The sequence below is a fragment of the Rhodococcus sp. PSBB066 genome (assembly GCF_017068255.1).
In the GTDB taxonomy this organism is placed as follows: Bacteria; Actinomycetota; Actinomycetes; order Mycobacteriales; family Mycobacteriaceae; genus Rhodococcus; species Rhodococcus aetherivorans.
This window is the reverse complement of record NZ_CP070859.1, coordinates 120,528-133,798: the sequence shown is the minus strand read 5'-3', so window position 1 is coordinate 133,798 and position 13,271 is coordinate 120,528. Positions and strand designations below refer to the sequence as shown.

General features: G+C 70.9%; 10 protein-coding genes and 1 pseudogene. 5 read left to right on the top strand and 6 right to left on the bottom strand.

All coding sequences use genetic code 11. The features are described 5' to 3' along the window. Positions 1–166: 166 nt before the first annotated feature. Together JYA75_RS00645 and JYA75_RS00640 are read right to left on the bottom strand one after the other, a co-directional pair. Positions 167–946 (bottom strand): IclR family transcriptional regulator C-terminal domain-containing protein, encoded by a 780-nt coding sequence (locus tag JYA75_RS00645; protein WP_043797546.1) that lies wholly within the window; start codon positions 944–946, stop codon positions 167–169. 74 nt (positions 947–1,020) lie between these two features. Then, entirely contained in the window at positions 1,021–1,656 is a 636-nt protein-coding gene (locus JYA75_RS00640; RefSeq protein WP_029540862.1) for a hypothetical protein, read from the bottom strand. Positions 1,657–1,705: 49 nt separating this feature from the next. Here JYA75_RS00640 and zapE point away from each other — a divergent pair. After that, a pseudogene (zapE, locus tag JYA75_RS00635) lies at positions 1,706–2,670 on the top strand (cell division protein ZapE). 9 nt (positions 2,671–2,679) lie between these two features. Beyond that, positions 2,680–5,253, top strand: a complete 2,574-nt coding sequence (locus JYA75_RS00630; protein WP_203329578.1) for an AMP-binding protein — start codon at positions 2,680–2,682, stop codon at positions 5,251–5,253. 33 nt (positions 5,254–5,286) lie between these two features. Here the strand turns inward: JYA75_RS00630 and JYA75_RS00625 are convergent, their stop codons facing one another. The 3 genes from JYA75_RS00625 to kstD are packed head-to-tail and all read right to left on the bottom strand — an operon-like array spanning position 5,287 to position 9,713. Beyond that, positions 5,287–7,032: a cholesterol oxidase substrate-binding domain-containing protein gene (locus JYA75_RS00625; RefSeq protein ID WP_043797652.1), complete on the bottom strand. Its 1,746-nt coding sequence runs from the start codon at positions 7,030–7,032 to the stop codon at positions 5,287–5,289. A 57-nt stretch (positions 7,033–7,089) separates the two neighbouring features. Continuing rightward, positions 7,090–7,950, bottom strand: coding sequence for a MaoC/PaaZ C-terminal domain-containing protein (locus JYA75_RS00620; RefSeq protein ID WP_043797541.1), 861 nt, complete (start codon positions 7,948–7,950; stop codon positions 7,090–7,092). Positions 7,951–8,000: 50 nt separating this feature from the next. Beyond that, positions 8,001–9,713: a 3-oxosteroid 1-dehydrogenase gene (kstD, locus tag JYA75_RS00615; protein WP_082120308.1), complete on the bottom strand. Its 1,713-nt coding sequence runs from the start codon at positions 9,711–9,713 to the stop codon at positions 8,001–8,003. Between the two features lie 131 nt (positions 9,714–9,844). Here kstD and JYA75_RS00610 point away from each other — a divergent pair, with 131 nt between their 5' ends. The 3 genes from JYA75_RS00610 to dmpG are packed head-to-tail and all read left to right on the top strand — an operon-like array spanning position 9,845 to position 12,662. Next, positions 9,845–10,630 (top strand): 2-keto-4-pentenoate hydratase, encoded by a 786-nt coding sequence (locus tag JYA75_RS00610; protein ID WP_050036268.1) that lies wholly within the window; start codon positions 9,845–9,847, stop codon positions 10,628–10,630. Positions 10,631–10,659: 29 nt separating this feature from the next. After that, positions 10,660–11,589: an acetaldehyde dehydrogenase (acetylating) gene (locus JYA75_RS00605; RefSeq protein ID WP_203329577.1), complete on the top strand. Its 930-nt coding sequence runs from the start codon at positions 10,660–10,662 to the stop codon at positions 11,587–11,589. 5 nt (positions 11,590–11,594) lie between these two features. Beyond that, positions 11,595–12,662, top strand: coding sequence for a 4-hydroxy-2-oxovalerate aldolase (gene dmpG, locus JYA75_RS00600; protein ID WP_006943321.1), 1,068 nt, complete (start codon positions 11,595–11,597; stop codon positions 12,660–12,662). Positions 12,663–12,818: 156 nt separating this feature from the next. Here the strand turns inward: dmpG and JYA75_RS00595 are convergent, their stop codons facing one another. Next, a complete protein-coding gene (locus tag JYA75_RS00595; protein ID WP_050034558.1) occupies positions 12,819–13,130 on the bottom strand; it encodes a DUF6191 domain-containing protein in 312 nt (103 codons plus the stop codon). Between the last annotated feature and the right edge of the window lie 141 nt (positions 13,131–13,271).

Here is a 13,271-nt window from a genome sequence, read left to right as displayed (position 1 = left end):
CGGATCGACCGGAGGCGGCGACGGACGGGGCCAGGGGCGTGGGCGCTCGAAATCTCCTACGCGTAATGGCTTCTCGATCACGAAATGCTGCACGGATCGGTTGATCCGCCTCGCCGGGCCGGGTGCGGCCGAGCATGGAAGGGGAACCGCCGGCACCGCGCACGGCTCATGGGCCGCTGATCGCGAGATCGGCCCCGATCCGCTGGGCTGCTTCCTGCAATCGGGAGACCACTCGTGCCTCGACGTCCGCGCCGGAATGCGCGATGTTCTGCAGGGAAGAGTTGAGCGCGGCGACGATCCGGCCGGTTCGGTCCCGGATGGGCACGGCGACGCCGCGAACCCCCAGTTCCAGTTCGTCCTCTGACAGCGCCCAACCCCGCTCGGCCGTGGTCAGGATCTCGGCGCGCAGCCGGTCCGGGTCTACGAGGGTCTGCTCGGTGAACGCCCGCAGTTCCGTCGTCTCCAGGTAGCGGTCGAGTTCGTCGGCGGTAAGGCCGGACAGCAGGACCCGGCCGTGCGAGGTCGCGTACGCCGGGAAGCGCATGCCGACCGAGATCGCGATACGCACGATCCGCGGCGAACGGACTCGCGCGACGTAGAGTGCGTCCGATCCGTCGAGCACGGTGACCGAGACGGTTTCCTCGAGTTCGGCGGCGAGTTTCGCCAGGTGCGGTTCGGCCAGCTGCGGGAGCGCCAGCCCGGACAGGTAGGAGAAGCCGAAACGGAGAACGCGCGGGGTCAACATGAAGCGACGACCCTCCTGCCGCAGGAACCCGCGATCGACGAGGGTCAGCAGGATTCTTCGCGTTGTCGATCGGGTGATCCCCACCACCTGGGCCACCTCGCTGAGAGTGCGCTCCCGGTGCTGTTCGTCGAAGCACTCGAGCACCGCGAGCCCACGGTCCAGAGACTCGAGGAAGTACCGTTCACCGGCGGCCGATCGCATGAGCCAATCCTAGGCACGCGACGTGTCTTCGCCTGCCCACGGCTGGGCCTCCCGGGAGGCAGGCCGGTGCCGGATCACGATCGCATGGTTCGTGCCCGGCCGGTACCGTCGCCCCCGGCGAGGCCGCGGAGGTACACCGCGATCGGCCGGGCCAATTGCGCGACGCTCGCGGCGGTGCCGGCGGCGAGTCCCTCCAGCGACCGGGCGCCGAGCAGCCGGTCCACGGTCAGTCCCTCGGCCAGGCTCACGAGATCGGCAGCCGCGGAGTCGGCGTCGTCGGCGCCGCAGGCGGCCACGAGGTCGCGCGCGGCGGCGCGGGAGAACAGGGCGGCTGCAAGGCCGGCGCGTTGCTCGGCACCGATGGCCGGGTCGGTGGCCAGGGCATACCGCACGAGCAGATCCCGGCGGCGGTGGGCCAGGTCGCGGTCGAGTGCCGTCGCGACCGCGCGCGCGGCGGCGTCGACGTCGACCGGGGTCGTCGGGCGGGTGAGACCGGAGTGCTCGAACGCGTCGCGTGATCGCTCGGCGAGCCGGTGCACGGCGGCGTCGAGCAGGGCTCCGCGGGTGCGGAAGTAGTACGAGCACGAGCCGTCGGGCAGGGCGAGGGCGCGGTCGACGGCGCGGTGGGTCAGCGCGCGCAGTCCGTCGCGGGCGATCAGGTCGAGGGTGGTCTCGGCGATCAGGGTGCGACGGTCGGGGCTGCTGGCCATGATCCAACTCTACATATGTAGAGTACTCTACCAATGTAGAGGAGGTGGGATGGCCGAGGATCCGTACCAGCGGGCCGGCGCCGCCGCCCTGGGGCGGCTGTGCGGCGACCTCGCCGCGCGGCGCACCACCCCGCGCGGCGTCTACCTGTGGGGGCCGGTCGGTCGCGGCAAGACGTGGCTGATGGAGCGGTTCCTCGAGGCCGTGCCCGGTCCCGCGCGACGGCACCACTTCCACGGCTTCTTCGCCGGCCTGCATGCGCAGGCGCATCGCCTCGGCTCGATCGACGACGCCGTCGACGCCGCGCTCGGCGACGCCCGTGTGCTGTGCTTCGACGAGTTCCACGTCCACGACGTCGGCGACGGCATGCTCGTCGCGCGCGCCGTACGCATCCTTCACGAGCGGGGCGTCGCGCTCGTCGCCACCTCCAACTACCCGCCCTCGGGCCTGTTGCCCAACCCTCTGTTCCACCACCTGTTCGAGCCCACCATCGCCCTGCTCGAACGCCGGCTCGAGGTGGTCGAGGTCGGCGGGCCGATCGACCGTCGCCGCACCGGTACGGCCACCCCGGGCGACGGGTTCGCCTCGGGTGAGTTCCTCCCGCCCGGCGCTCTCGACGTTCCGGAGCCGGGGGAGCGGCGAACCCTGCGACCGTCGGGCCGCGCACTACCCGTCCTCGCCGTGCGCGGCGACGTCGTGTGGTTCGACTTCGCCGACCTGTGCCGCGCCCCCACCGCGCCCGCCGACTACCTCGCCGTCCTCCGCGACCACGGCGAATGGGTCGTCACCGGTGTCCCGCCGCTGCGCGAGCTCGACGCGGACGCCCTGCGCCGCTTCGGCAACGTCGTCGACGTGCTGTGCGACGCCGACGTCCGGCTACGGTGTCGGCCACCGTCGCGCGCGCCGACTTCGCGACGTCCGTCCCCGCCGAACCCGACGTCGACCGGCTGCTCAGCCGCCTCGCACTGCTCCGCGAACCCGACCGAGCCTGGATTCAGGACAGCCAAACCTTATAGACTGCCGCGGTGGTACCACGTTCTTCCGAGCTCGTCGACTGTCCGACGGTTCCGTTCGTCCGACATCTCGCCGAACACGGCGAACGGACCGCACTCGTCTGCGACAGCACCGAGATCACCTATCGCGACCTGGCCGAGCGGATCGCCGCCGTCGCCGACCGCCTCGGCACCACCCGGCGTCTCGTCCTGGTCGCCGGGGCCAACGCCGTCGACCCGATCGTGGCCTACCTGGCGGCGCTGTCCGCCGGCCATCCCGTGCTGCTCGTGCCCGGCGACCGGCCCGACGCCCTGGCCGCGACGATCGAGGCCTACCGGCCCGACGTCGTCGTCGACGGCGGCCGGATCGAAGAACTCGCCGACGGCACCACCCACGACCTGCATTCCGACCTCGCGCTGCTGCTCAGTACCTCCGGCTCGACCGGCTCGCCCAAGCTCGTGCGCCTCTCGCACCGCAATGTGCAGGCGAACGCCGAGGCCATCGCCGACTACCTCGACATCCGCGCCACCGACCGCGCGATCACCACCCTGCCGATGCACTACTGCTACGGCCTGTCCGTGCTGCACAGCCACCTGCTGCGGGGCGCCGGGATCGTGCTCACCGACCGGTCCGTCACCGACCCCGGATTCTGGGACCTCGTGCACCGGCACCGGGTCAGCGCCCTCGCGGGCGTGCCGTACACCTTCGACCTGCTCGACCGCGTCGGCTTCGCCGACATGGACCTGCCGAACCTGCGCTACGTCACCCAGGCCGGCGGCCGTCTCGACCCCGACCGCGTCCGCCGCTATGTCGATCTCGGCCGGCGCGACGGGTGGCAGTTCTTCGTCATGTACGGCCAGACCGAGGCCACCGCCCGCATGGCCTACCTGCCCCCGCACCTCGCCGCGGAGCACCCCGGCACGATCGGCGTCCCCGTTCCCGGCGGCGCCTTCCGCATCGACCCTGTGCCCGAGGCCGGCGACGGTGCCGGCGAACTCGTCTACACCGGACCCAACGTCATGCTCGGCTATGCCACCGACCCGTCCGAGCTGGCCCTCGGGCGTGTCGTCGACGAACTGCGCACCGGTGACCTCGCCGTCCGCACCGACGCCGGGCTGTACCGGATCGTGGGCCGTCGCTCCCGCTTCGCGAAGCTGTTCGGCCTGCGCATCGACCTGCAGCGCATCGAATCCGTCCTCGCGCGCCACGAGCTCGTCGCGTGCTGCGCCGGCGGCGACGACGAACTGATCGTCGCCGTCCAGGGAGCCGACGCCGCGCCCGTGCGGGCGGTCGCGGCCCGCGCGAGCGGGCTGCCCGAGTCCGCGGTGCGGGTGTGCGTCGTGGCCGAGCTGCCCCGCACCCCCAACGGCAAACCGGACTACCGCGCCGTCGCCGCGCTCGGCGCCGCCCCGGAACCGCCGCAGCCGGCGCCCGAGGCGCGGGCCGTGGACCCCCGGCGGCTGCGGGCGCTGTACGCGGACGTTCTCCGCCGCGACGACGTCACCGACGAAAGCACGTTCGTCGACCTCGGTGGCGACTCGCTGTCGTACGTGCGCATGTCGGTGCGGCTCGAGCGGCTGCTCGGGCATCTGCCCGCGGACTGGCCGACGACGCCGCTGCGCGAGCTGAGCCCGTCGTCGCGCCGGGCGCCGTGGGGCTGGCGGATCGTCGAGACCAACGTGCTCATCCGCGCCGTGGCGATCGTGCTCATCGTCGGCTCGCATCTGCACCTGTTCGCCCTCGTGGGCGGGGCGCACGTGCTGCTCGCGGCCGCGGGCTACAACTACGCGCGATTCCAACTGCCCAAGCCCCGCGCCGAGCGGCTGCGCACCACCCTGCTCAGCGTCGCCCGGATCGCCGCACCGGCCGTCGTGTGGATCGGCGCGGTGCACGCGCTCACCGGCGAGTACCGCTGGTCGAGTGTGTTCCTGCTCAACGGGGTGCTCGGACCGCCCGCGTGGACGAAGGAATGGCGGTACTGGTTCATCGAGGCGCTGGTGTACGCGCTCGTCGCGGTGGCTCTGTTGCTCGCCGTGCCGTGGTTCGACCGGCACGAGCGACGGTTCCCGTTCGCGTTCCCGCTCGCGCTGGTGGGCGTGGGCCTGCTGACCCGGTACGAGGTGCTCGGGCCGGACATGCCGACCAGTCAGATCCTGGCGTCGTACGTGGTGTTCTGGCTCTTCCCGCTCGGCTGGGCGGCCGCCCGGGCGACCGCGGTGTGGCAGCGGCTGGTGGTGTCCGTCCTGGCGGTGGCGACGGTGCCGGGGTTCTTCCATGCCGAAACCGACCGCACCGCTCTCGTGATCGGCGGCCTGCTCCTGCTGATCTGGGTGCCGCGGACCTGGTGGCCGGCGCTGCTGGTGCGGCCGGCCGAGGTGCTCGCCGCCTCGTCGCTCTACATCTACCTGACCCACTTCACGGTCTATCCGCTGCTGCGGGACATCGACCCGTGGCTCGCGTTCGCGGCGTCGCTCGTGGTGGGTGTGGCGTACTGGCAGCTGTGGGTGCGGCTCGGCCGGCTGTGGGGCCACTTCGGCCGGGTATCCGTCCTCACCATGCTTGCGCGGCGTGGTGCTACCCGCGCGCGTGAGAACGCGCGCGGGTAGCACCGACGGGCGCGGATGTCCGGCGCCTTCTCGTCAGGGCAGCAGCCGGTCGATGAAGCTGTTGCTGAATACCCGATGCGGGTCGAGCCGGTTGTACACCGCCCGCGCGGAGTCCCAGTTCTCGTCCGCGGGCACGCCTTCCCGGTAGGTGTCGGGCAGGACCTGCTCGATGACCCGCTGGTCCGTGTACGGCAGTTCGGGGCCGAACGCCCAGCCCTTGGACCATTCGGGCCGGAAGGTGGAGTCGGCGTTGTTGTAGTGACCGCGCATCCACTGCTCCATCTCGCGGTAGAACGCGAACATGCCGGGGGTGCCCGGCACCCCGAGCACGTTGAGCCAGATCGCGGTGTCCCACTCGGGGTGGTCGGGTCGCGGCCGGGTCGCGGAGATGGTCGGCGGCCCGGCGGACGGGACCCGCACGTCGTCGGGCTGATCGAGCCCGCAGCACCGGATCTCGACCGGGCCGTTGAGCGGGTACTGCCCCAGCGCCCGGTAGTGCTCGATGCGTTCGTGGAACCACTGCGTGAAGTCGTGGATCACGTTCGCGATGTTGGCGCGGTTGGTGAGGACCGCGCCGCCGCCCTCCGTGAGCCGCAGGGTGGTGGCCTTGATGTAGAACTGCAGGTCCTTGGACCAGCCCCAGATGTCGCTCGAGTTCGTGGCGGCGAGGCCGGCGACGGTGGTGTTGTAGTAGACCTGCCCGAAAGCCGGCGCGATGGCGGGGTTCCCGGCCGTCATCTGCCCGAGCAGGTCGGTGACGGGCTCGGGGACGTTGTCCGAGAACGGATAGTTGTACGGGCCGAACACCTCTCGGGACGTCACCGGCTTCTGCGGAGCGAGGGACCACACCTTCATCCACGGCTTGTCGGTGAACGGATACCAGATCGCCTCCGCGCGCCCGCAGGCCCGCACGAAGCTCTCGAAGGTGCGTCCCGGTGCTCCGGCAGGCGCGAACAGCTCGCGCCAGTCGATGTCGGTGTAGCTCTGGCACCGCATCCGGGTGTCCGGGCCGGCCTGCAGGGTGACCGAGGTGACGAACGTCCGGCCGAGGTGGGCGAGCAGCGCAGTGATGTCCGCGTCGGCGCGCGTGTAGGTGCGCAGCGCGTACTCGCTGCCGTTCCACGCCACCGTGGTCAGTTCCGTGACGAGATTGCTCAGCGAGCCGAAGGTGTGTCCCGGGACGTTCTTTTCGCCGTCGGCGGGCAGCGCCGCACCGTGCGCGTTGACGGCCAGTGCACCGGCGATGGACAGCACCCCGGGTGCGGGGAGGTTGGCCCAGCCGAGGCCGTGCCCCTGCAGCGCCGTGGTGATCGCGTCGAGTGTCGCTCCGGCTCCGGCGGTGACGGTGGCGGGGTCCGAACCGGAGTGCACCGACACCCCGTTCAGGTGCGCCATCGTGTCCGCCAGGATCACCCTGTCCACCGGTGCGCCGTTGACGATGGTCAGCGGAGTCCAGCCGTGCATCGCGCCACGCGGCCGGACGGTGTAGCCGTGAGCGTGGGCCCAGTTCGCGAGCCGGACGACGTCCTCGGGACTGCGCGGGGCGCACGTCCAGATCGCGTCGAGCATGATCTCCTTGGACCAGTTCTGGTAGGCCTGCTGGTAGAGGGCGATGCCGTCGGGAAACGCGGCCGGGGTGGTCAGGGTGGCACCGGACGAGCCGGCCGGTACGGCGTGGACGGGGGTCCAGCCGCCGAGCGCGGTGGCGGCGAGCGCGCCCGCGCCGGCGGCGAGGAAACCCCGGCGCGACAGGCGCAGGGGTTCGGTGCGAATCGTCATGAACACACTGCTTTCTCACCGGCCCGTGGCGGGCCGGTGCTGGGGGAGGACGGGGTGTCAGGCGATGGTGAGGACCACGTCGGTGAGGGCGGGCGCGAGGTCGCGCTCGACCACCGCGGCGGTCGCGAGCAGCCGGTCGCCGGTGCGCCACGCGCGCACCCGCAGGGTCTCGCCGGGAAAGACGACGCCGGCGAACCGGGCCGTGAATCCGTGCACGGACGCGGCATCACCGTCGAGCGCCGCGTCGGTGAGCGTCTTGCAGACGATCCCGTACGTGCACAGCCCGTGCAGGATCGGAGCGGGGAACCCGGCGGCCTGCGCGAACTGCGGGTCCGAGTGCAGCGGGTTGCGGTCGCCGCACAGCCGGTACAGCAGGGCCTGTTGCGGCAGCGTCGCGACATCCACCTCGAAATCGGGTGCCCGGTCCGGCAATTCGACGGACTCGGACGGTCCGCGTTCGCCGCCGAAGCCGCCCTCGCCGCGGGCGAAGATGGACGAGCGGGCCGTCCACAGCGGGTTGCCGGCCGGATCCGTGGTCGTCGACTCCTGCACGATCACCGCGGCCTTGCCCTTGTCCCACACCTCGGCGATTCGGGTCACGGTGCGGCCCTTGCCTTCCGGTGGCAGGGGAGCGTGCACCGTCACCTCCTGGCTGCCGTGCACCACCTTCGCCAGGTCGATCTCGATGCCCGGGAACGAGACCTTCGGCGGCTCGGTGGCGTGGAACGTCGCGGCGACGGTGGCGAAGGTGGGCAGGACCTGCGGATCGCCGTCGCGCAGGTAGCGCAGCTCACCGAGGTCGGTGGGACGCGCGCCGGCGCCGAGACCGAGGTGATAGAGCTGAACGTCGCTGCTGCTCCAGGCGAATTCCTGGGCGGGCAGTTCGGCGCCGAGTGCGACGGCGGGATCGATGGGCACGCGGGACCCTTTCTGTTCGGCGGACGGGGTTCGGCCGGATCGAGTGCGGCTCAGTGCAGTTCGGCGGTCTCGGAGATCGGCTGCGCGGCGGGCTGCTCCGGTCGGCCGAGGGCGTCGAGGACCGCGAGATAGGCGAAGGTCATGGCCGGGCCGATCGTGGCGCCGGGGCCGGCGTAGGTGTGGCCCATGACGGGACCGCTGGCGTTGCCGGCCGCGTAGAGACCCTCGATCACGGTCCCGTCCTCGCGCAGGACCCGGGCGTCGGCGTCGGTGCGCAGGCCGCCCTTGGTGCCGAGATCGCCGGGCACCACCTTGATCGCGTAGAAGGGGGCCTTGTCGATGGCGCCGAGGCTCGGATTGGGCTTGTTGCGCGGGTCGCCGTAGTAGTGGTCGTAGCCGGATTCGCCGCGTCCGAAGTCCTCGTCCCGGCCCGCGCGGGCGAAGCCGTTGAATCGTTCGACGGTCGCGGTGAGGGCCTGCGCCGGCACGCCGATCTTCTCGGCGAGCTCGTTGATCGAGCCGGCCTGGACCACCACACCCGCCTTCAGCCAGCGCTTGGGGAAGGGACTGCGGGGCGTGATGCCGGCGAAGGTGTAGCGATTGCGGTAGCGCTGGTCGAGGATCATCCAGCACGGGATGTTCTCGCCGGGTCCGTCGCCCCGGCCGTGGCGGCCGCCGTACATGGCGTGCACCGCCTCGACGTACGGAGCGGATTCGTTGACGAAGCGCCGGCCGGCCGCGTTGACCATCATCGAGCCCGGCAGGCTGCGCTCGGACAGGGCGAACCACGGGCCGCCGGTGAGCGGGAAGGACGGGCCCCACCAGGCGTCGTCCATGAAATCGACGGCGGCACCGAGAGCCTGGCCCGCGCGGATGCCGTCCCCGGTGTTGGCCTTCGCGCCGACGGTCCACTCGGTGCCGATCGGGGCGCGCTGATACTGCGTGCGCATCTGCTCGTTGTGCTCGAAGCCGCCGGAGGCGATCACGACGCCGCGGTGGGCCCGGATGGTGTGCAGCTGTCCGTCCGACTCGACGCGCACACCGCGCACCACCCCGTCCTCGACGACGAGGTCCGTCAGGGCGGTGTTGAGCAGCAGCGGAACCCCGGCGTCGCGCAGGCCGACGCGGAGTCCGGCCATGAGCGCCTGGCCGCGGACCAGCAGGTGCTTCCTCGTCGCGCGGGCCCACAGGTACCGCATGCCGACCTTCGCGGCGCGGACCGGTCCGCGCGGGTTGCGCATGAGGAGGTTGAGCCACTTGTAGTCGGCCTGGGTGATGACGAAGTTCGGCGGGCCCTTGACGTAGTCGGGCTCGAGCAGGGCGAGGTCGTCGCCGAGGCGCTTGCCGTCGAACGGCTTCGGCTCGACGGACCGCCCGCCGAGCCGGCCGCCGGGGGCCTCGGGGTAGTAGTCGGAGTAGCCCGGCACCCACTGCAGTTCCAGGGCGCTGTGCTTCAGCACGAAGGACAGCATCTCGGGCCCGCGGTCGATGTAGGTGTCGATCTTGTCGGCGGGCACCACGTCGCCGATGATGCTGTGCAGGTAGGTGCGGGCCGAGTCCGGGGTGTCGGTGACCCCGGCGGCCCTCAGGGCCTCGTTGTTCGGGATCCACACCCCGCCGCCCGAGCGCGCGCTCGAGCCGCCGTAGTGGGGTGCCTTCTCGATCAGGACGACGCTCGCGCCCTGGTGCGCGGCGGTCAGCGCGGCGGTCATTCCGCCGGCACCGCTGCCGACTACGACGATGTCGTATTCCTGCTTGATCATGTAGAACACGTTATAGAATGATGGCGCGGTGAGTCCATCCCTTCTGCCAGGAAGAATCACCCGCACACCACGGGCCGAATGGAAACAGGTTGCAGAACATGCCGGTCGCCGGTGAACAGGAAGGAACCGCAATGCTGCCGACGCAACTGCGCACCCGGCTGGCGGACGAGCTCGAGGCCGCCGAACGCGACCGCACCCCCGTCGACCCGCTCGTGGCCCGGCACCCCGACATCGACGTCGTCGACGCCTACGAGATCCAGCTGATCAACATCCGTCGCCGGCTCGCGGCCGGTGCCCGCGTGGTCGGCCACAAGGTCGGGCTGTCCTCCCTGGCCATGCAGCAGATGATGGGCGTGGACGAACCCGACTACGGCCACCTGCTCGACGACATGCAGGTCTTCGAGGACCGGGCCGTCGACACCTCGCGGTACTGCTTCCCGCGGGTGGAAGTCGAGGTGGCCTTCGTGCTCGGCAAGGACCTGCCCGGCGCGGACTGCACCGAGAGCGACGTCCTCGGCGCCACCGTCGCGTTCGCGCCGTCCATCGAACTGATCGACAGCCGGATCAAGGACTGGAAGATCGGCCTCGCGGACACCATCGCCGACAACGCCTCCTCCGCCGGATGGGTGCTCGGCGCGCAGCGGGTGGCGCCGTCCGGCGTCGACATCAAGGGCATCGACGCCGTGCTCAGCCGCAACGGCGAACGGATCGCCGAGGGGCGCAGCGACGCGGTGCTCGGCAATCCCGTCACCGCCGTCGCCTGGCTCGCCCGCAAGGTCGAGAGTTTCGGAGTGCGGCTGAAGGCGGGCGACATCGTCCTGCCCGGCTCGTGCACCCGGGCCGTCGACGCGCGCCCGGGCGACGAGTTCCACGCCGAGTTCGCGGGACTGGGCTCCGTCTCGCTCACGTTCTCGTGACCACCCGGTCCCGACTGCAAGGAGAAACAATGGCCAAGGCAAGTGTCGCGATCGTCGGGTCGGGCAACATCAGCACCGACCTGCTCTACAAACTGCAGCGTTCGGACCTGCTCGAGCCGCGGTGGATGATCGGCATCGACCCGGCGAGCGAGGGCCTCGCCCGCGCCCGCACGCTCGGCCTGGAGACATCGGCCGAGGGCATCGACTGGTTGCTCGCGCAGCCGGAGAAGCCGGACCTGGTGTTCGAGGCGACGTCCGCGTACGTGCACCGGGCGGCGGCGCCGAGGTACGAGGCGGCCGGCATCCGGGCGATCGACCTCACCCCTGTCGCCGTCGGACCGGCCGTCGTGCCACCGGCGAACCTCGGGGCGCATCTCGACGTGCCCAACGTCAACATGATCACCTGCGGCGGTCAGGCCACCATCCCGATCGTGCACGCCGTCTCCCGGGTGGCGGACGTGCCCTACGCCGAGATCGTGGCGTCGGTGGCGTCGGTGTCCGCCGGGCCGGGCACCCGCGCCAACATCGACGAGTTCACCAAGACCACCAGCCGGGGCATCGAGACCATCGGCGGTGCCCGCAAGGGCAAGGCGATCATCATCCTCAATCCGGCGGACCCGCCGATGATCATGCGCGACACCATCTTCTGTGCCATCCCCGAGGACGCCGACCGGGACGCGATCGCCGAGTCCATCCACCGCGTCGTCGCCGACGTGCAGGAGTACGTGCCCGGCTACCGCCTGCTCAACGAACCACAGTTCGACGAGCCGACCGTCGTGTCCGGCGGGCACGCCACCGTCACCACCTTCGTCGAGGTGGAGGGCGCCGGCGACTTCCTGCCGCCGTACGCCGGCAACCTCGACATCATGACCGCGGCCGCCACCAAGGTGGGCGAGGAGATCGCCCGCGCGCTCCTCTCGGCGGACTCCCTCCCCTCGAACTCCACCGTGAAGGCCTGACTCCGATGACCTCTTCGAACTCCGACCTCCGTCGCGACGACATCTTCTTCGAGCCGTCGTGGGACATCCGCGTGACCGACACGTCGCTGCGCGACGGCTCGCACCACAAGCGTCACCAGTTCGACCGGGAGGAGGTGCGCGCCGTCGTCGCCGCCCTCGACCTCTCGGGCGTCCCCGTCATCGAGGTCACGCACGGCGACGGCCTCGGCGGGTCCTCGTTCAACTACGGGTTCTCGAAAGTGCCGGAGCAGGAACTGATCAAGATCGCCGTCGACACCGCGCAGCACGCGAAGATCGCCTTCCTCATGCTGCCCGGTGTCGGCATCAAGGAGGACATCATCGAGGCGCAGGACAACGGCGCCTCGATCTGCCGCATCGCCACCCACTGCACCGAGGCGGACGTGTCCGTCCAGCACTTCGGGCTCGCCCGCGAGCGCGGGCTCGAGACCGTGGGCTTTCTGATGATGGCGCACACCGTCACCCCGGAGAAGCTGGCCGAGCAGGCCCGCATCATGGCCGACGCGGGCTGCCAGTGCGTGTACGTCGTCGACTCGGCCGGCGCGCTCGTTCTCGAGCAGGTCGCCGAACGCGTCGAGGCGCTCGTCGCGGAGCTGGGTTCCGACGCGCAGGTCGGCTTCCACGGGCACGAGAATCTCGGCCTGGGCGTGGCGAATTCGATCGCGGCGGTCCGCGCGGGTGCCAAGCAGATCGACGGGTCGGCCCGCCGGTTCGGCGCGGGTGCCGGCAACACCCCGGTCGAGGCGTTCGTCGGCGTGTGCGACAAGGTGGGGATCAAGACCGGCATCGACTTCTTCGCCGTCGCGGACGCCGCGGAGGACGTCGTGCGCCCCGTGATGCCCGCCGAGTGCCTGCTCGACCGTCAGGCCCTGATGATGGGCTACGCCGGGGTGTACTCGAGCTTCCTGCGCCACGCCGAGCGCCAGGCCGAGCGGTACGGGGTCTCCGCCGCGGAGCTGCTGGTGCGGGCGGGCAAGCGCAAGCTCATCGGCGGCCAGGAGGACCAGCTGATCGACATCGCCCTCGAACTCCAGCGCGAACAGCAGACCGCCTGACCTACCGAATGTCACATGGCGTCAATTCGATCGACGCAATGTGACATTCGGCCCCAACGGGTTTCGCCCCGACCGCAGAGGTGTGCCAGCCGGCGGGCTCTCGAGCCTGCACGAGGAATTCGACGGGAGCGCGTCGCTGCGCTCGCCCGGATGCCGCTACGGTCGACAGTGCCTGAACCGGGCCGTTCCGGACTCCACGTCGACGCTCAGCCATCCGGGTTCGCCACCGGTGGCGTCCTCACGGTCCATCAGCGAGGTCTGTCGCTGTTCGAATTCGAATCGCCGCGACCCTTCGAACACCGCACCGACCTCCTCGAACCCCGTTGCCGCCACCGGCCGTGTGCGACCGTCCCCGCTGCGCCGGAGCAGGCGATGACCCGTCAGACGGCTCCACAACACCTCGACCGCGGCCGCGCCCACCAGCAGGCAGGCCAGTCCCGGAATCGTCATCGCGAACAGCGCGCCCATCGTTCCAGGGTATCGAGCCGTGGAACGCGGCAACGATTCCCGGAGCGCAGGGGCGGGTATCGAGGGATTTCGCCGGTGCTCGCACTGCGGAGCCCGTCCGGAGCGCTCTGCCCGTAGCCGGGTGGATGAAGGACGGTGCAT